At 63.1% G+C, this 18,505-nt stretch carries 18 protein-coding genes and 1 pseudogene; 16 read left to right on the forward strand and 3 right to left on the reverse strand.

Annotation, left to right across the window (positions count from 1 at the left end):
* Positions 1 to 530 precede the first annotated feature (530 nt).
* The gene (locus OSH05_RS25175; RefSeq protein ID WP_407660379.1) at positions 531 to 1,685 is read left to right on the forward strand and encodes a DUF3363 domain-containing protein; all 1,155 of its coding nucleotides are present in this window, start codon (positions 531 to 533) and stop codon (positions 1,683 to 1,685) included.
* A 125-nt stretch (positions 1,686 to 1,810) separates the two neighbouring features.
* Here OSH05_RS25175 and OSH05_RS04970 read toward each other — a convergent pair.
* Positions 1,811 to 2,776, reverse strand: a pseudogene (locus OSH05_RS04970) (aldo/keto reductase); the annotation flags it as partial.
* A 114-nt stretch (positions 2,777 to 2,890) separates the two neighbouring features.
* On the opposite strand from OSH05_RS04970, the gene OSH05_RS04975 reads away from it, so the two are divergent.
* Positions 2,891 to 3,466, forward strand: a complete 576-nt coding sequence (locus tag OSH05_RS04975) for a TetR/AcrR family transcriptional regulator (protein ID WP_104217290.1) — start codon at positions 2,891 to 2,893, stop codon at positions 3,464 to 3,466.
* 32 nt (positions 3,467 to 3,498) lie between these two features.
* Here OSH05_RS04975 and OSH05_RS04980 read toward each other — a convergent pair whose 3' ends face one another.
* Complete coding sequence (locus tag OSH05_RS04980; RefSeq protein WP_104217289.1) at positions 3,499 to 4,869, reverse strand: amidohydrolase family protein; 1,371 nt, start codon at positions 4,867 to 4,869, stop codon at positions 3,499 to 3,501.
* 137 nt (positions 4,870 to 5,006) lie between these two features.
* Here OSH05_RS04980 and OSH05_RS04985 point away from each other — a divergent pair, with 137 nt between their 5' ends.
* From OSH05_RS04985 to OSH05_RS05005, 5 genes are all read left to right on the forward strand, one after another.
* Positions 5,007 to 5,327 carry a winged helix-turn-helix transcriptional regulator gene (locus OSH05_RS04985; RefSeq protein ID WP_266352063.1) on the forward strand — a complete coding sequence of 107 codons (321 nt, stop codon included), beginning with the start codon at positions 5,007 to 5,009 and terminating at the stop codon, positions 5,325 to 5,327.
* A 67-nt stretch (positions 5,328 to 5,394) separates the two neighbouring features.
* On the forward strand, positions 5,395 to 6,357 hold the full coding sequence (locus tag OSH05_RS04990) for an AraC family transcriptional regulator (RefSeq protein ID WP_104217288.1): 963 nt from the start codon (positions 5,395 to 5,397) through the stop codon (positions 6,355 to 6,357).
* Between the two features lie 239 nt (positions 6,358 to 6,596).
* Positions 6,597 to 7,739 (forward strand): PQQ-dependent sugar dehydrogenase, encoded by a 1,143-nt coding sequence (locus OSH05_RS04995; protein WP_104217287.1) that lies wholly within the window; start codon positions 6,597 to 6,599, stop codon positions 7,737 to 7,739.
* A gap of 57 nt (positions 7,740 to 7,796) precedes the next feature.
* Positions 7,797 to 8,546: an SDR family oxidoreductase gene (locus OSH05_RS05000; protein ID WP_104217286.1), complete on the forward strand. Its 750-nt coding sequence runs from the start codon at positions 7,797 to 7,799 to the stop codon at positions 8,544 to 8,546.
* Between the two features lie 152 nt (positions 8,547 to 8,698).
* On the forward strand, positions 8,699 to 9,607 hold the full coding sequence (locus OSH05_RS05005; RefSeq protein WP_266352064.1) for a LysR family transcriptional regulator: 909 nt from the start codon (positions 8,699 to 8,701) through the stop codon (positions 9,605 to 9,607).
* Positions 9,608 to 9,791: 184 nt separating this feature from the next.
* Here the strand turns inward: OSH05_RS05005 and OSH05_RS05015 are convergent, their stop codons facing one another.
* Positions 9,792 to 10,055: a helix-turn-helix domain-containing protein gene (locus OSH05_RS05015; protein ID WP_104217285.1), complete on the reverse strand. Its 264-nt coding sequence runs from the start codon at positions 10,053 to 10,055 to the stop codon at positions 9,792 to 9,794.
* 107 nt (positions 10,056 to 10,162) lie between these two features.
* On the opposite strand from OSH05_RS05015, the gene OSH05_RS05020 reads away from it, so the two are divergent.
* The 9 genes from OSH05_RS05020 to trbK-alt all read left to right on the forward strand — a co-directional run bounded on the left by OSH05_RS05020 (position 10,163) and on the right by trbK-alt (position 18,504).
* On the forward strand, positions 10,163 to 10,456 hold the full coding sequence (locus OSH05_RS05020; protein ID WP_104217284.1) for a DNA -binding domain-containing protein: 294 nt from the start codon (positions 10,163 to 10,165) through the stop codon (positions 10,454 to 10,456).
* A gap of 116 nt (positions 10,457 to 10,572) precedes the next feature.
* Positions 10,573 to 12,564, forward strand: coding sequence for a conjugal transfer protein TraG (locus OSH05_RS05025; protein WP_104217283.1), 1,992 nt, complete (start codon positions 10,573 to 10,575; stop codon positions 12,562 to 12,564).
* A 10-nt stretch (positions 12,565 to 12,574) separates the two neighbouring features.
* Positions 12,575 to 13,006, forward strand: coding sequence for a ribbon-helix-helix domain-containing protein (locus tag OSH05_RS05030; RefSeq protein WP_104217670.1), 432 nt, complete (start codon positions 12,575 to 12,577; stop codon positions 13,004 to 13,006).
* 175 nt (positions 13,007 to 13,181) lie between these two features.
* A complete protein-coding gene (gene trbB / locus OSH05_RS05035; protein ID WP_104217282.1) occupies positions 13,182 to 14,204 on the forward strand; it encodes a P-type conjugative transfer ATPase TrbB in 1,023 nt (340 codons plus the stop codon).
* Between the two features lie 65 nt (positions 14,205 to 14,269).
* Entirely contained in the window at positions 14,270 to 14,563 is a 294-nt protein-coding gene (locus OSH05_RS05040; RefSeq protein ID WP_104217669.1) for a TrbC/VirB2 family protein, read from the forward strand.
* The gene (locus tag OSH05_RS05045) at positions 14,563 to 14,844 is read left to right on the forward strand and encodes a VirB3 family type IV secretion system protein (protein WP_104217281.1); all 282 of its coding nucleotides are present in this window, start codon (positions 14,563 to 14,565) and stop codon (positions 14,842 to 14,844) included. Before OSH05_RS05040 ends, OSH05_RS05045 begins: the two co-directional genes overlap by 1 nt.
* Before the next feature lie 14 nt (positions 14,845 to 14,858).
* Positions 14,859 to 17,333, forward strand: a complete 2,475-nt coding sequence (trbE, locus tag OSH05_RS05050) for a conjugal transfer protein TrbE (RefSeq protein ID WP_104217280.1) — start codon at positions 14,859 to 14,861, stop codon at positions 17,331 to 17,333.
* The gene (gene trbJ / locus OSH05_RS05055; protein ID WP_104217279.1) at positions 17,330 to 18,097 is read left to right on the forward strand and encodes a P-type conjugative transfer protein TrbJ; all 768 of its coding nucleotides are present in this window, start codon (positions 17,330 to 17,332) and stop codon (positions 18,095 to 18,097) included. The genes trbE and trbJ overlap by 4 nt, the downstream gene beginning before the upstream one ends.
* Before the next feature lie 14 nt (positions 18,098 to 18,111).
* On the forward strand, positions 18,112 to 18,504 hold the full coding sequence (gene trbK-alt / locus OSH05_RS05060; protein ID WP_104217278.1) for a putative entry exclusion protein TrbK-alt: 393 nt from the start codon (positions 18,112 to 18,114) through the stop codon (positions 18,502 to 18,504).
* Position 18,505 lies beyond the last annotated feature (1 nt).

An 18,505-nucleotide genomic window follows, 5' to 3' on the forward strand; every position in this document is an offset into this window, starting at 1 on the left:
AGCGCGACGGCACGGCCCGCGACGGCGAGCGCGGCCACCTCTATTCGGCGAACGAGGATCGCGCCGAAGGTGGTGCTTTTCTCGATCGTGGTCAGGACGATCGACACCAGTTTCGGTTCATCGTCTCGCCGGAGGACGCCACCGATCTTGCCGACCTGACCGGCTATACCCGCGAACTCATGGCGCAGGTCGAAACCGACCTTGGCACCAGGCTCGATTGGGTCGCGGTCAATCACCACAACACCGGCCATCCGCATGTGCATGTCATCGTCAATGGCCGCGACGCCTTGGGCGAGGATCTCGTCATCAATGGCGACTATCTCGCCAATGGCATCCGTGAGCGGGCAAGCGAACTGGCGACGCTGGAACTTGGCCCCGTCACCGAGATCGAGCAGCGCCGCAAGCTGATGGCGGAGATCGATCAGGACCGGCTCACCCGCATCGACCGGGCGATGATCGCCGAGGCAGAAGATCGCCTCCTTGATCTGCGCCATGTGCCGGACAATTTACGCGGCCAGTCCGATCGGACGATGCGCCTGCGCCGTCTCGGCAAGCTCGGCGACATGGGCCTTGCCGCCGAACACGTCCCCGGCGTCTGGGAATTGAACGACCGGCTGGAGCCGACGTTGCGCGATCTGGGCGAACGCGGCGACATCATCCGCACCATGCAGAAAGCGCATCTGGCCGATGGTGCCGAACGCGATCCCATGACCTTCCAGATTCACGACGCCGCGCCCGCGACGCCGATCGTCGGCCGCATCATCGACAAGCATCTCACCGACGAACTGGGCGAGAAACTGACGCTGGTGGTCGATGGCATCGACGGGCGGACGCACCATGTTTCCGGCATCGACCCCGCCCGCGTCGAGGACGCACGCATCGGCAGTGTGATCGAGATCGGGCCACCAGACAGCGCCGGTCGCCCATCCGACCGCACCATCGCCGGCATGGCCGAGGACGGCGTCTATCGGCCGAGCCGCCATCTTGAGCAGGCGCGGTTCGACGGCCATGTGCCGAACGGCGATTATCAAGGTTTCGTGGACGCCCATGTCCGGCGGCTGGAGGCGCTACGGCGCAACGGGATCGCGGAGCGTATCGACGTCGATCAATGGCGCATCCCGGAGGATTTCGAGGCGCGCGCCGCCGCCCATGACGCGGGGCGGAACGGTCGTGCCAATATCCGCGTCCTCTCGACCTTCGACCTTGAACGTCAGATCGGATCGGATGGCGCGACCTGGCTAGACCGGCGGCTCCTCGGCGCCGACGGATCGGACCTGTCGCCATCAGGCTTCGGCGAGCAGGTGCGAGAGGCGATGAACCGCCGCCACGAACATCATGTCGAGCATGGCGACGCCGCCCGTCAGCCAGATGGGCGCATCGCCTATCGCCGCAACCTGATCCCCGCGCTTCAGGAGCGTGAGGTTGCCCGCACGGGCGAGGAACTGGCAGCGAAGAAGTCGCTGCCGTTCCGCATGGCTACTGACGGCGAGACCGTCACCGGCACCCTTACCGGAACGGCGCAGCTATCCAGCGGCAAGTTCGCCATCGTCGAGAAGTCCTATGAGTTCACCCTTGTCCCGTGGCGTCCGGTCATCGACCGCCAGCTTGGCCGAGAGGTCGCGGGCATCGTGCAGGGCGGATCGGTGTCGTGGCAGTTGGGGCGGCAGCGCGGGTTAGGACTATGATCTTGCGACGGCGGTATTGTACGCCGTAAGGCGTCTGTTCATGGCCGCGTCGTCGTGAATCCGGGGATTTTCGCCATGATCGCCTGGAGTTCGCGATCGTCGGAAATACCCTGGAAGTCGTAGCGAGGCGTGTAGGGGGCCTCCAACTGCAAAACCTCCTTGTCGGTGAGGGTGATCTTCAGAGACGCCACGGCGTCGTCGATCTGGTACGTCGAACTGGCGCCGACGATGGGAGCGGCGACAGTCGGATTCCGCCGCAACCAGGCCAGCGCAATCTGGGCGTGGGAGACGCCACGCGCTTCGGCAATGCTGCCGACGGCGTCGATGATTGCACGATCGCTGTCAACGGTCATCGCCGTATAAAGCATGTCGGCGAAGGGATCGCTACCGGAGCGCATCGTTGCTTTCGCCGCGCTCCAGGCGCGAGCGAGCCGGCCGCGGGCCAGCGGGCTCCAGACGATGGTCCCAACGCCTTCGTCGCGGCAGAGCGGTAGCATCTCGCGCTCCTCCTCGCGGGCCAGGAGGTTGTAGTGGTTCTGCATAGTGATGAATCGCGCCCATCCATTGGCCCTTTGCATATGGAGCGCCTTTGAAAATTCCCAGGCGTGCATGGATGAGGCGCCGATGTAGCGCGCCTTGCCGGCCTTGACGACATCGTGGAGCGCCTCCAGCGTTTCTTCCAGGGGCGTCGAGGGATCGTTGCGGTGGAGCATGTAGATGTCGACATAGTCGGTGCCGAGCCGGCGCAGGCTGTGGTCGATTTCCGTCATGATGGCTTTGCGCGACAATCCCTTGCCGTTGGGGCCCGACCGCATCGGATGGCGAACCTTCGTGACGACCACGACGTCGTCGCGGTCGGCGAAGTCCTTCAGCGCTCGCCCGAGAATCTCTTCGCTCGACCCCTGGGAGTACAAGTTAGCTGTGTCGAAGAAGTTGATCCCGGCTTCGAGCGCGTGCTTGATGAGCGGACGGCTCTCTTCTTCCGGCAGCGACCAGACGGGGTGGCCGCGCTTCGGTTCACCGTAGGTCATGGCGCCGATGGCAATCGGCGAAACGTCGAGGCCAGTGGTTCCGAGCTTGATGTAGTCCATGGTGTCTCCTACTGTGACGGGCAGACGGAGAGCTCTCCGCTTCGTGTGGAGTCGTAACGGAGAACTCTCCGCTTATCAAGTGCCACGGCATGAGGCCCATTTGATGGAACGATCGTGACAGAGACGAATGATGGCAAGGCCCTAGCACCGAAGCGCGCCGACGCCCTGAAGAACCGGGACCATATCCTCAAGGTAGCGCATGATGCCTTCGCCCAGTCCGGGGAAACCTCGCTCAACGAGATCGCCAAGCGGGCAGGTATCGGCGCCGGCACGCTTTATCGGCATTTCCCCACGCGGGAGGCGTTGATCCTCGCCGTCTACGGCCACGACATCGACCGCCTTGTCGCCTCCGTTGCCGATCTTCTCGCGGCTGGACCGGCTATTGAAGCGTTCCGCTCGTGGTTCAGTACACTGGCCGATTACATCCGCATCAAGCATGGCTTAGGCGAAGCCTTGCACAGCCCGGCGGCCCAGGAGGCGATCAGGAGCACTTACGCCCCGGTGATCGCCGCCATCGACCAGTTGATCGCCGCCTGCGTCGCCGAGGGCAGTATGCGCGCCGGCGTGCGAGGTGGAGACATCCTGATTCTGATGGGCTTCCTGTGGCGTCTGCCTGCCGACGCCGAGGGACGCCAGCAGGCCGAGAGAATGATGACCGTGGTTCTGCGCGGACTCGCCGTGGACGTCTGACGCCGCTTCTATCGATCTCGCCGGGTTTGGGGTCAGCCACCCGTCCAGACCGGATGCACCGCGGAAGAGAGAGGGCCGAAGGTCTCGGCAAGCCGGTCTGGCCTGTAGCCGACTGCGGCGAAGAGATGCTGAACGGATGCCTCGGCCGCCTGTCTCAGGTGCGTGAGGTCGACATCCAGAAGCTTGCCGTTTCGCTTGCGGAAGCGTCCGGCGACCATCACGGTATCAATGTTGGACCGATCTGCTGCATGCATGACGGCACCGACCGCATTGTTGGTGGCGACCAGGCCGATATCGGTGGTCCGGATCAGGATGAGGTCAGCCTCCTTGCCGATGGTCAGGCTACCGGTCTTGTGATCCAGTCCGGCGACGCGAGCGCCATCGATCGTGGCCGCCCGAAGTAGTGCCTCGACCGTCACCGGGGCGGGCGCGGTCTCCTCGCCGCGATAGCGCCGGCTTTGCACCAAGGCGCGTTGTAGCGAGAACGCCACGCGCAACTCAGTCAGCATGTCGCCGCCATAGGCGGTTTCCAGATCGGTGCCGATGCCGGGGCGAATGCCGTGATCTATCGCCGCCTGCCAGGCAAAGATACCGTCCGCCAGCGCGTATTGCGCGTCCGAGCGTGGGTCGACCGTGACGCGGACGTCCTTGTCTGCCAGCAACTGCCAGGCATCGTCCGGCAGCGCGGTACAGTGATTGAAGATGTTATCCGGTCCGAGGTGATCCTTAACCCCCGCGAGCATGGGTGCCATCGGGCCGAGAAACTCGGTCAGCATGCGCAGGCCGATTCGCCGCGCGACGGTCCAGAGCGCCGGGTCGGGCGTCACAAAAATCCCGAGGCTCAGCAGTTGGTCGTCGGAGGCGAAGCGTTGGGCCTTCAGCCGTTCGAGATCATGCGGCCAGTGTTCGGCCCAGGCGCCGGCCAGTGGCCGTCCCGGCATGTGCAAGGCGCGAATTCCAGTTTCGGCCAGCGCGTCGAGGCAGGCGTCGGTGTGCTCCGGGCTACGCGCGTTGTGGGAGGCGTCGACGAGCGTCGTCGTTCCCGCGTCGAGCGATCCCCAAGCGGTCAGTAGGTTGCCAATATGATGGTCCTGTGGTCGAAAATGCGGTCCGAGCGTCATGTGGGTATCCTGCACATAGGCATCCAGGCTGGCGACGTTGGGCATGAGTTGTCGCAACACGCCCTGCCAGGCATGGCGATGCGCATCGATGAACCCCGGTAGGATGATGGCGTCGGAGGCATCGATAAGCTCGGCACCATCCGCGACGAGGTTCCGTCCGATGGCGGCGATCTTCGCGCCCTCGACGAGAAGGTCGGCATGGTCGCAGTTACCAACATCGGGATCCATAGTGAGCAGGGTGGCACTTTTGAAGAGGATGCGTTTGGGGGAGGACGTGGACATTGAGATGTTCCTTTGTTTCGCCCACTAGTAACTAATCGATACCTGATGTAAATTACTTACCTGACATACCCTTGGTATCATGGAGTTTACCTCTGGCAGTCGATATCGACCCCGACCTCCGGCGCGACCGTGTCCTGTTGGATCTCCTCGCCGACAAGTGGACGCTTCTCGTCCTCGGGTCGCTGTGCGACCATGGCGGCGTGCGGCGCTTCAACGCCATCAAGCGCGACATTCCCGATATTTCGCAGCGCAGCCTGTCCTTCTGCCTGCGCCGTCTGGAGCGCAACGGCCTCGTCCGCCGCTGCATTCTGGAGGGGCGACAGATCGGTGTGGAATACAGCTTCACCGCGCTCGGGCTGTCGCTCGACCGACCTGTCGCCTCGCTGCTGCAATGGACGTCCGAGCACGCGGACGCTGTGCGAGACGCGCAGCAAAACTTCGACGGCGCGCAGGGCTAGGTATGTCATGCGTGCCGACGCTTGAGATCGATCACATCGTTGTGGAGCGAATCCCTTGGGGCTTGGAATGACCGTCGTCAGAAGCAAAACCACTGTTCAAGACCCGATGGTCGCATTCGCACGCGACCGGATCGCCGAAATCGTCAAGCGTCACCTCGACATTAACAGGCAACCTGAAACAGCGGTGGCTGGCCTTACCATTCATGGGAAGACAGGTCCCGCCGAGCCGACATCATTCTTCTACGATCCGTCGTTCGCCCTGATCGCTCGCGGATCGAAGCGTGTTGTGCTGGGAGACGAGAGTTATGTGTACGACGAATCTCATTTCCTGATGACGGCGGTCGGTCTCCCAACCATTGTTCAGGTTCTGAATGCCTCCGAATCGCAGCCCTATTATTCGATCAAATTGACCATTGACCTCGAGTTGGCGCGTGAGCTTATTTCTGAACTCGCTCAATACGGCGCGGAAGCGACGATCGCCAGTACGGGCATGGCTATCGGTCCAGTAACACCCTCTCTTGCCCTTGCGGCAATGCGCCTGAGCGAACTGCTCGATCGACCTCAGGACATTCCAGTCCTTGCGCGGTCGCTCCAGCGTGAAATCCTCTATCACGTTCTAATCAGCCCGATTGGAGATCGTCTGCGCCAAGCCGTGCAGCTTGAAGCGCGCACAAACAGGGTCGCGACTGCAATTCAGTGGATCCGCGACAATTTCGCCGAAACACTGAGGATCGAAGAGCTCGCCGCGATGGCTGGTATGGGAGAATCTACCTTGCACCATCATTTCCGGGCGATCACCGCGATGAGCCCTCTGCAATATCAGAAGCATCTGCGCCTGCACGAAGCCAGGCGGCTGATGGTAAACGATCGGATCGATGCCGGCCTCGCTGCTTTCAAGGTCGGCTACGAGAGTTCGACCCAGTTCAATCGCGAATACAGCAGGCTGTTTGGTGCGCCGCCGAAGCGCGATGTCACTGCTATCCTGTCCAAGAGTGTGGCGGTTGGCGAACTGGTGGCAACGTCGCCCTGAGAGGCAACTGATTCCAAGATTCTGAATACCCCGTGAGCAAATTCTTGGCTGTCAGAGTAATAGGCAAGAAACAGGCAGCTTCAAGCTACCGCTCTAGGGGAGCGAACCCCCATTATCCGAACGGTCCAACGTGATTAGCGCCGTCGGTTAGGAGGGTTCGCATGGCCAAACATTGCCCGGAGAGCAACGCGCGTGTCCACGTCCGCCCCGCTCCGTCAACACGTCGAACGCCATCTGCGATGGCTATCGGCGTTTTCGCGGCTCTTGCGCTGACTGTTGGCTCCGCACGGGCGATTCCCCCAAGTGAAAGCGTCAACGCTGGGGCGATACAGCCCAACACGAACAAGCCGTTCGCAACGGCATCGGTCGCCACCTTCGAACAGCCTTGGGCAATCGCATTCCTTTCTGACGGTCGGATGCTCATCACCGAACGCGGAGGACGTCTGTTTCTCGTGTCCCAGAGCGGCCAGCGACAGGAGGTAGGCGGCGTTCCCTCGGTGGCCGCTGGCATCCAGAACGGCCTTCTGGACGTGGCGGTCGATGGCCGCCATGACTCTCCGCCGACAGTCTTTCTCACCTTCTCGGAACCACAGCGGGGCCTCGCGCTAGCACGCGCCCGCTTGCTCGAAACCGCGGCGGGCGCGCCCAGTCTGGATGGGTTGGAGGTCATCTGGCGCCAGTCAACCGATCGTAACGGCTCATTCTGGGGCGGGGTAGTCGCGCTTGCTCCGGACGGAGAACACATTTTTCTCGCCGTTCGCGATTCCTCGCGGCTTTCGACAGATCCGTCCGGTGCCCAAGATCCCGACCGCGATCTGGGTAAGGTCCTGCGTCTTAACCTCGACGGCTCAACGCCGCGAGACAATCCGTTCAGCGCTGCTGGAGGTCGTCGGGGCCAAGTCTGGACAGTGGGTCATCGCACTGCATATGGCCTAGCGTTCGCGCCCGATGGTCGGCTTTGGGAACACGAGATGGGGCCGGAAGGTGGCGACGAGTTCAACCTGCTGGAAGCGGGTGGGAACTACGGTTGGCCGCTCGTTTCGAATGGCAACGACTATGGCGGGCCGCCGATCGCGCGCCATGAGACGCGGCCAGATTTCAAGGCACCGGCGATCTACTGGACGCCGATTATCGCGCCGGCCGGACTGACATTTTATGCGGGAGATATGTTCCCAGATTGGCGTGGCGCCGCTCTCATCACCGGGCTGCGCGGCGAAGCGCTCGCTCGGATCGTGGTCGATGCAGAAGGCCGCGCGCGCCAACTCGACCGCTGGGCCATGGGCGCACGCATCCGCGATGTCGCCGTTGCTCCGGATGGCGCAGTCTGGGTGGTCGAGGATGGTTCTGGCGGCCGGCTGCTGCGCCTTTCAAGACCTGATTGAACCGATACCTGCTGGCAGGACCGCCCGCGTGAACTCTCAAAAAAGTGGAGAATGTATATGACTAATCTCAAAGGAAAGACTGCCCTCATCACCGGGGCATCGAGCGGCATCGGCGCGGCAACGGCGCTGAAACTGGCAAAGGCCGGCGTTAAGGTCGGCATCGCAGCAAGGCGGGCCGATCGGCTCGATGCTCTGAAGGCGGAGATTGTCGGCCAAGGTGGTGAGGCGCTCGCTCTCGACCTTGATGTGGCAGATCCCGATGCGGTCCGCTCGGGCGTCGATCGTTTCATACAAACGTTCGACGCGATTGACATCCTCTTCAACAATGCCGGTGTCATGCCTGTGGCGGAGATCGATCAGTTCAAGGTCGGCGAGTGGAATGCTATGGTCGATATAAACATAAAGGGCGTGCTCAACATGACGGCCGCCGTTCTGCCACACATGATCCGCCAGCATTCCGGACATATCTTCAACACCTCCTCTATCGCCGGACGAAAGGTATTCGGGCCGGGCTACACGGTCTATTCCGCAACGAAATTCGCCGTCAGTGCCTTCAGCGAAGGACTGCGGATGGAGGTCGGGAAAAAGCACAACATCCGCGTGACCAGCATCCAGCCGGGAGCCGTCGCCACCGAATTGCCCGAACAGACCACAGATCCGGAAAAGCGCAGGCAGCTCAATGACTACAGAGCCGCCATCAGATTTCTCGACCCGGAAGACATCGCCGACACGTTGCTCTTTGCGGCGCAGGCCCCCGCCCATGTCAATGTTGCCGAGTTGTTCGTTCTGCCGACTGAGCAAATTTGATCATCAGCCAAACTGGCACTTATCCGAGAGTAGATTGACACGCAGGTGCTGGCGCGGACCTCCGAGGCAGAAGCGCAATAACATTAGGTTGGACAGGATTGCGAAGAAGGAACCGTCAGGCAGAGCTGATATCGTCAGCGACATCGTTGCTGATGACGGGCCATATTCCAATGATATCGTTGGTTCAAACCTTGGCGGTCGCTGAGCACCTAAATTTCCATCACGCGGCGAACGTTCTCGGCGTCACGCAGTCAAGCGTCAGCGCGCGCGTCAAGGCGCTCGAAGAGACGCTCGGCGTCCAGCTTTTCGAACGACGTCATCGCGGCGTCCGGCTGACTGAAGCCGGGCGTCAGTTCGTGGCCGGTGTCTCGGCTGGCATCGGGCATCTCGATCATGTCATCAGGACTGTCGGCGCTTTTGCCCGCGGGACCGAAGGAAGGCTTCACATTGGCCTGCACACTTCGATCGCCGCCGGATTCCTCGCTGAGTTGCGGCAGCGCTATCGCGACGCCTATCCCGGCATCGAGCAAATCATCGCCGAGGGGCGGTCATCGGAAACGATCGGTTTGGTCCGGGATGGCAAGCTCGACGTCGCTTTCGTCGTCAACACGCCGCCGCCGCCAGATTGCCATTCCCGAGAGTTGTGGCGGGAGCCTATCGTCGCGGCCTTGCCGATCTCTCATCCGCTGGCCTCATCTTCCTCGGTCCTATGGCGCGACCTTGTGCAGGAAGCCTTTTTGGTCCGCACGGGAGCCTCCGGCCCGCAAGTGTTCGACCATGTGGTGCGTCGCGTCGCCGAGCGCGGAGCTTCTCCGCAGGTCCATCGTCGCGATGTTGGCCGGGATACGCTCATGCACATGGTCGCAACGGGCGACGGGATCACCCTGACGACCGAGGCCGCGAGCCATGTCACGTTCCCCGGCGTGGTGTTTCGCCCGATCGGCGATGAGCCCGAAGCGGCCCGATTCAGCGCTGTCTGGTCGCCGCACAACGGCAGCCCTGCGCTCAAGAACCTTCTCGACCTCGCGATTCAGATGGAATCGTCAGCCCGAGCCGCTTGAGGATTTCAATAGCTCGCCCGGTTCGATCCCGAGCGCATCGGCAATCTGCCCCAACACCGTAAGGCTCGCCGACACGTCCGGGTGCTCGATCGCGCCTACATAGCACGCAGTCAGGCCAGCTTGATCGGCCAGTTCCTATTGCGTCATGTCTTGATCATGGCGGATTCTACGCAGGTCGTGGTATTCAATCGCCCGGTTGTCGCGATCGGATCACGACAGGTTCTATTCTGGCAAGGAAATCGGCGGTGGAGACGCCAAGCGCCGAAGTAATGTCGACAAACTCGACGACATCAATCCGTCGTTCGCCGTTTTCATACTTGGCGACGAACGACTGCGGCTTGTTCAGCGCCTCCGCCAACTCGGCCTGCGTGAGCCCCTTGGCCTTGCGCGCTTCGACAAGAAGAGATTGCAATAGTATTTGTCGGGGCGTGCGCAGGGATTTCTGCATTCCGGACGGCTCTCCATTGAAAAGGGGGAGCCGATCCGCTAATCCTGATTCAGGATTATCCCATTTCGGGATTTTATCTGGCACGAGGTCCGAAGGAGGGCCGAGCGATGCGGGTACGCCCTGAGCTTGACCCCGATGTCGATGACCTGGCTCCGACCGAGCCGGAGATCACGATCTATGACGAGCGGCGCTTCGTCACCTATCTGCGCCTGCTTGACGCCGAGGCGGACGGAGCCGACTGGCAGGAGGTGGCGCAAATCGTGTTGCACCGCGACCCATCCGCCGAACACACACGCCTCTGTTGGCAAAGCCATCTTGAGCGCGCGCACTGGATGACCAAGACCGGCTACCTCAAGATACTGGAACAAGCGACGGCCGAAGCGCGATCAACGCTGAACTGACCATCCTTTTTTTTCGCTATAGTATCCGAAACCCCGATCTGCCGGATTTTCTGTTGCCTATCGCGGGAACGGCTATTCTCTGATCGGCTCCGTCTCTCTTGCCGATCGGAGCCTGTATGCGCGGAGGTCAGATTCTCTGGGGGCAGATCGCCCTCGTTTTCACCATCATAGGGTTGACGACATGGGCCGCGACCCAATGGACGGCGTGGCGTCTCGGCTTTCAGGCGCAACTTGGCGAGCCGTTGTTGGTCCTGGCGGGCTGGCCGATCTACTATCCGCCCGCTTTCTTCTGGTGGTGGTATTTCTACGACGCCTATGCACCGTCGATATTCATCGAAGGGGCGATCATTGCAGCTTCAGGCGGCTTCAGTTCCATCGCCGTCGCAATCGGCCTGTCCGTCATCCGGGCACGGCAGGCAAAGAACGTCGCCACCTATGGATCGGCGCGCTGGGCCGAGCCGGAGGAGATCAAGGCTGCCGGGCTGCTTGATCCCGATGGCGTTCTGCTCGGCCGTCTCGACCGCGACTATCTGCGCCATGACGGCCCGGAGCATGTACTGTGCTTTGCACCGACCCGCAGCGGCAAGGGCGTCGGACTCGTTGTGCCGACACTGCTGACCTGGCCGGGCAGCACAATCATTCACGACATCAAGGGCGAGAATTGGGGACTGACGGCCGGTTTCCGGTCGCGGCACGGCCGCGTGCTGCTGTTCGATCCGACCGATCCAACCTCGTCGGCCTATAATCCGCTGCTGGAGGTACGGCGCGGCGACAAGGAGGTCCGCGACGTGCAGAACATCGCCGACATCCTCGTCGATCCCGAAGGCGCTCTCGACAAGCGCAACCATTGGGAAAAGACCAGCCATTCGTTGCTGGTCGGCGCGATCTTGCACGTCCTCTATGCCGAGGCCGACAAGACGCTCGCTGGCGTTGCCAATTTCCTGTCCGATCCGAAGCGTCCCGTCGAGGCGACGTTGCGCGCGATGATGAGCACGCCGCACCTGGGCGAAGCCGGGGTGCATCCTGTCATCGCATCATCGGCACGCGAACTGCTGAACAAAAGCGACAACGAACGGTCGGGCGTGCTTTCGACCGCCATGTCGTTTCTCGGCCTGTATCGTGATCCGGTCGTGGCGAAGGTGACGGCGCGCTGCGACTGGCGCATCGCCGATCTTGTCACAGGCGAAAGACCCGTCAGCCTCTATCTCGTCGTGCCGCCCTCCGACATCAACCGCACCAAGCCGCTGATCCGTCTGCTGCTCAATCAGGTCGGACGGCGACTGACCGAAGACCTGAAGACATCGGCCAATCGCCATCGGCTCCTGCTGATGCTGGACGAGTTTCCGGCGCTGGGAAGGTTGGATTTCTTCGAGTCCGCGCTGGCCTTCATGGCGGGCTACGGCATCAAAAGCTTCCTGATCGCACAGAGCCTCAACCAGATCGAAAAGGCATATGGCGCGAACAACAGTGTGCTCGACAACTGCCATGTGCGCGTTGCCTTCGCCACCAATGACGAGCGCACCGCAAAGCGCGTGTCGGACGCGCTCGGCACCGCGACGGAAATGCGCGATTCCACCAACTATGCCGGCCACCGGCTTTCGCCCTGGCTTGGTCATCTCATGGTGTCGCGGCAGGAGACGGCCCGGCCGCTTCTCACCCCCGGCGAGGTGATGCAACTTCCACCCGCTGACGAATTGCTGCTGGTAGCGGGTGTACCGCCGGTGCGGGCGAAGAAGGCCCGCTATTACGAGGATGCACGGTTCCGCGAACGTGTTCTGCCGCCGCCGAAATCCACCGCTGCGAGATACCCGGCCAAGCCGCCCGCCGATGATTGGTCGGCGCTGGCGATCCCGGTTGCGACTGCGGGAGCCGTATCCGGCCATACGGATAGCGCCATTGCCGATCCGGCCAATGCCGGCATCCGCCGCGAGCCGGAATTGCCGGAGCATGAGGACATCGCGCCGGTCGAACGCCCGGCCATCGGCGAGTTCGACGTGCTGGACGATGAACCGGACGTGGACGCCGCCAAGGCCCGTAGCCTCCGCCAGCAGGTCACTTCGGTTGCCCGGCAGGCGACGATGGACCCCGCTGACGGCATCGAGTTGTGAGGTGGCAACCATGCAGACGAAAACCCGCATGAACGTCTATTTCGAGCCGGAACTTCTGAAAAAGGTCGAGGCGCTGGCGCTGCGCCGCAACGTTTCCAAATCCGCTGTCATCGAAGCTGCCGTGGCGTCCTTCCTGTCCGCCGACGCCTCGGAACGGCTGGAGGCGGTGTTCGCCCGCCGCATGGACCGGATCGGCCGACAGATCGACGGCATGGACGAAGACCTCGCCATTCTCGGCGAAACGCTATCACTGTTCATCCGCTTCTGGATGATCGTCACGCCGCCGCTGCCCGATAGCGCGCAGGCGTCGGCCAAGGCGAAAGGCACGGAGAGGTTCGACGGCTTCCTGCAAACGCTCGGCCGGAAGCTGGCGACCGGCGATCGGTTCCTCAAGGACCTGTCCCGTGACATCGACTCGCGACGAAACGGAGGCGAAAATTGAGAAGAGCCGTGATCTTTGGTTGGTCACCGCCAATATTCAACCCCGCCGATTACCGCCGTTTCTTCGCTATGGCCGCCGCGCGTTAGATACTTGTTGAATCGGCCTAATTTCCGGCTCTTTTAGTCATCCCCGTCCGGGGACCGTCTGATGTCTCCCCGGCGGACACGGGGATCAGATGGCCGCTTCACATCACCATTCGGAAGGTTCAGCAAGGGGCGCACGGATGCTGCGCACCGCGCTCGGTCCGGCCATTGCCCGGTTTCTCGAAGATGCCGCCGTGGTCGAGGTGATGCTGAACCCGGACGGGCGCATCTGGATCGACCGGCTCTCCGAAGGGCTTGCCGACACCGGCGAACGACTGTCGCCCGCCGATGGCGAGCGCATCGTGCGCCTTGTCGCCCATCATGTCGGCGCGGAAGTTCATGCCGGAGCGCCGCGTGTCTCGGCTGAACTGCCCGAGACCGGGGAGCGGTTCGAGGGGCTGCTGCCGCCCGTCGTCGCGGCCCCGGCCTTCGCCATCCGCAAGCCCGCCGTCGCCGTGTTCACGCTCGACGATTATGTCGCGGCCGGGATCATGTCCGCCGAACAGGCCGAGGCATTGCGCAATGGCGTTGCGTCCCGCGCCAACATCCTCGTGGCGGGCGGCACGTCCACCGGCAAGACGACGCTCACCAATGCCCTGCTGGCCGAGGTGGCGAAGACATCCGATCGCGTCGTCATCATCGAGGACACGCGCGAACTACAATGCGCCGCGCCCAACCTCGTCGCCATGCGGACGAAGGACGGCGTCGCGTCCCTGTCCGATCTTGTCCGTTCCAGCCTGCGCCTGCGCCCCGACCGCATCCCGGTCGGCGAGGTGCGCGGCCCGGAGGCGCTGGACCTGCTGAAAGCATGGGGCACCGGCCATCCAGGAGGCGTCGGGACGATCCATGCGGGCAGCGCCATTGGTGCGCTTCGCCGGATGGAACAGCTCATTCAGGAAGTCGTCGTCACCGTGCCGCGTGCGCTGATCGCCGAGACGATCGACCTCGTAGCTGTCCTGTCCGGCCGTGGTTCCGCACGCCGGCTCTGCGAACTCGCTCGCGTCAAGGGTCTTGGCCCGGACGGCGATTACCGCGTCGTGCCCGCCGTCATCGAGGGCAACGGCGTTGCGGCATCCTCAACCCAAGCCCTCAACCACGAAGGAGACCATCCATGATCCCACGTTCGCGCCCTATATCGCTTGCCCATCGGCGGCTGTTCCACCTCCCGCATCAGCTTACCATGACGGCTTCTGTCGCCATCGTGAGCCTGATGATGGCAGCGCCCGCCCATGCCTCCGGTTCGTCTATGCCGTGGGAAGCACCGCTGCAATCCATCCTCCAGTCGATCGAAGGCCCGGTTGCCAAGATCATCGCCGTGATCGTCATCATCTCCACCGGTCTCGCGCTGGCCTTCGGCGATACGTCGGGGGGCTTCCGCCGTCTGATCCAGATCGTGTTCGGCCTGTCCATCGCGTTCGCCGCGTCGAGCTTCTTCCTGTCGTTCTTCTCGTTCGGCGGCGGAGCGCTGGTCTGATGGTGGGCGTCGTCGAACAGGGACAAGAGGTTCCGGGCTTCACCGTGCCGGTCCACCGGGCGCTGACCGAGCCAATCCTGCTCGGCGGCGCTCCGCGCGCCATCGCCATCATGAACGGAACGCTGGCAGGTGCGGTCGGCCTGGGCCTGCGCCTCTGGCTGGTCGGACTTGCGATCTGGGCAATCGGCCATTTCGCGGCGGTGTGGGCGGCAAAGCGCGATCCGCTCTTCGTCGATGTCGCTCGCCGCCATCTGCGCATCCCCGCGCATCTTTCAGTCTGAGGGGAGCGCCCGAGATGATGAACCTCGCCGAATATCGCAATCGCAACAGCCGACTTGCCGACTTCCTGCCCTGGGCCGCACTCGTCGGCCCCGGCATCGTGCTCAACAAGGATGGCAGCTTCCAGCGCACCGCGCGGTTTCGTGGCCCCGATCTGGATTCAGCCGTGCCCGCCGAACTGGTGGCCGTCGCCGGCCGTCTCAACAATGCCGTCCGGCGTCTGGGTTCCGGCTGGGCGATCTTCGTCGAAGCGCAGCGCCATGCCGCCGCGACCTATCCGAACAGTATTTTCCCGGATTCCGCATCGGCGCTGGTCGATGCCGAGCGCAAGGCCGATTTCGAGGAAGCCGGCGCACATTTCGAGTCCAGCTACTTCCTGACCTTCACCTATCTGCCGCCCGCCGAGGACGCCGCCCGCGCGGAAACCTGGCTCTATGAGGGCCGGGAGAAGACCGGGATCGACCCCAATGAGGTGATGAGCGGCTTCGCCGATCGCACCGACCGGCTGTTGCGGCTGATCGAAGCCTTCATGCCGGAATGTGCGTGGCTGTCCGACACCGAGACGCTGACCTACCTACATGGCTGCGTTTCCACGCACCGGCACCGCGTCCGCGTTCCCGAAACCCCGATCTATCTCGACGCGCTGCTGGCTGACCAACCGCTGACCGGCGGGCTGGAGCCACGCCTTGGCAATCAGCATCTGCGCGTTCTCACCATCACCGGCTTCCCGACCGCGACGACGCCCGGCCTGCTCGACGAGCTGAACCGGCTGGCCTTTCCCTATCGCTGGTCCACCCGCGCGATCCTGCTCGACAAGACCGATGCGACGAAACTGCTGACCAGGATCAGGCGGCAGTGGTTCGCCAAGCGCAAGTCTATCGCCGCCATCCTCAAGGAGGTGATGACCAACGAGCAATCCGCGCTGGTGGACACGGATGCGTCGAACAAGGCGGCGGATGCCGATCTCGCGCTTCAGGAACTCGGCGCGGACTATGCCGGCATCGCTTATGTCACGGCCACCGTGACGGTATGGGACGCCGATCCGCGCATTGCCGACGAGAAGCTGTGGCTGGTCGAGAAGGTCATCCAGGGTCGCGACTTCACCGCGATGGCGGAAACCACCAACGCGGTGGATGCCTGGCTCGGATCGCTGCCCGGCCATGTCTACGCCAATGTCCGGCAACCGCCGATTTCCACGCTCAATCTCGCCCACATGATCCCGCTTTCGGCGGTGTGGGCGGGGCCGGAACGGGACGAGCATTTTGCAGCGCCCCCACTGCTCTTCGGCAAGACCGAAGGCTCGACCCCGTTCCGGTTTTCCCTCCACGTCGGCGATGTCGGCCATACGCTCGTCGTCGGCCCGACCGGCGCGGGAAAATCCGTGCTGCTGGCGCTCATGGCGCTCCAGTTCCGCCGTTACCGGGGTGCGCAGGTTTTCGCCTTCGATTTCGGCGGTTCGATCCGTGCGGCGGCGCTCTGTATGCGCGGCGACTGGCACGACCTGGGCGGCGGGCTGACGGACGGTTCGGAAACCTCCGTCAGTCTTCAGCCGCTCGCCCGCATCGAGGAGACGGCCGAACGCGCCTGGGCGGGCGACTGGATCGTAGCCATCCTGATCCGCGAAGGCATTGCCATCACCCCGGAGGTGAAAGAGCATATCTGGACGGCGCTGACCTCGCTGGCGTCCGCGCCCGTGGAAGAGCGCACCATCACCGGCCTCTGCGTCTTGCTCCAGTCGAACGATCTGAAACAGGCGCTGCGGCCATATTGTATTGGCGGCGCCTGGGGCCGGTTGCTCGACGCGGAATCCGAGCATCTCGGCACCGCCACGGTCCAGGCGTTCGAGACCGAGGGGTTGATCGGCACCGATGCGGCCCCGGCCGTTCTCGCCTATCTGTTTCACCGGATCGAGGACCGGCTCGACGGATCGCCGACGCTCATCATCGTCGATGAAGGCTGGCTGGCGCTCGACGACGAAGGGTTCGCCGGCCAGCTCCGGGGGTGGCTGAAGACGCTGCGCAAGAAGAACGCCAGCGTCATCTTCGCCACGCAGTCGCTATCGGACATCGACGGCTCGGCCATCGCGCCCGCCATCATCGAAAGCTGCCAGACCCGGCTATTTCTGCCGAACGAACGGGCGATCGAGCCGCAGATTACCGCCATCTATCGCCGCTTCGGCCTCAACGATCGCCAGATCGAGATCATCGCACGGGCGATGCCCAAGCGCGACTATTACTGCCAGTCGCGGCGCGGCAATCGCCTGTTCGATCTTGGCCTCAGCGACGTGGCCCTGTCGCTTTGCGCCGCGTCTTCGCGCCAGCATCAGCAACTCATTGCCGATATTCATGCGCGCGTGGGCACGAACGGCTTCCTCTACGAATGGCTCTGCGAGAACCGCCTTGCCTGGGCCGCCGACATGATCGGCGACCTCACCAATGTCGTCCCCCCGAACACTATTTCGTCCACTGAAATCAAGGAGATCATGCCATGATTCGTATCTCGTCCCGTTCGCGCGCCCGCTGCGTTGCGTCAGCGCTTCTCGCAGCATCCGTCGCCGTTGCTCCCATCCTGACGACGCCGGCGCACGCCATCATCGTCTATGACCCGACCAATTATGCGCAGAACGTGCTTCAGGCCGCCCGCGCGCTACAGCAGATCAACAACCAGATCACACAGCTTCAGAACGAAGCGCAGATGCTCATCAATCAGGCCCGCAATCTGGCGAGCCTGCCGATCTCATCCCTCCAGCAGCTTCAGCAGTCGGTGCAGCGCACACAGCAATTGCTCAATCAGGCGCAAAACATCGCCTATGATGTTCACCAGATCGACCGCATATTCCAGCAGAAATACGGCAGCGTTTCGTTGTCGGCTACTGACCAGCAGCTTGTCTCCGACGCCCGTTCGCGCTGGCAGAACACGGTTGGTGGCCTTCAGGACGCGATGAAGGTGCAGGCCACCGTCGTCGGCAACATCGACACCAACCGCACGGAGATGTCGCGATTAGTGGGCGCGAGCCAGAGCGCAACCGGTGCGCTTCAGGCGACACAGGCCGGCAACCAGCTTCTCGCGCTCCAGACCCAGCAGCTCGCCGATCTCACCGCTGTTATCGCCGCCAATGGCCGCGCACAGGCGCTCAACGATGCCGAGCGGGCCGCCGCTGCGGAACAGGGCCGTGAGCAGCGCCGCCGCTTCCTGACGCCGGGCGCGGGCTATCAGCCGGGCAACGCCCGTATGTTCCCCGGCAGCGGCAATTGAGGGAGGCGACGCCAATGGACGGCAAAATGCTTGCCCGGCTTGGTGCCGTCGCTTTCGTCGGCGTCGCCATCACCGCCGCTGTGATCGAGTTCACGCGCCAGCCCGCACCGGCAGAGGTTAGCCCACTCACCCGTGAACGCGGCAATGCCGCCGAACTGCGCCAGCGGCTTCGCCAGTGCCGGGACATGGGCGAAGCTGCGACACGCGATCCAGCTTGCCTCGCCATATGGGCAGAGAGTCGCGACCGCTTCCTGAAACAGGGTGCGCAGGCGTCAGACGCGCCGGACGCTCCGACGACATTGTGGCCATCGCCCCCCACCGAAGATCCGATCCGCAAGGAAGCCGAGCCGGTCATCCAGCCCGAGCCTGCGAAACCGCCCGTTTCTCCTGATGAGGGAGCGCGCTGAC

The organism is Kaistia algarum (assembly GCF_026343945.1).
Lineage (GTDB): Bacteria > Pseudomonadota > Alphaproteobacteria > Rhizobiales > Kaistiaceae > Kaistia > Kaistia algarum.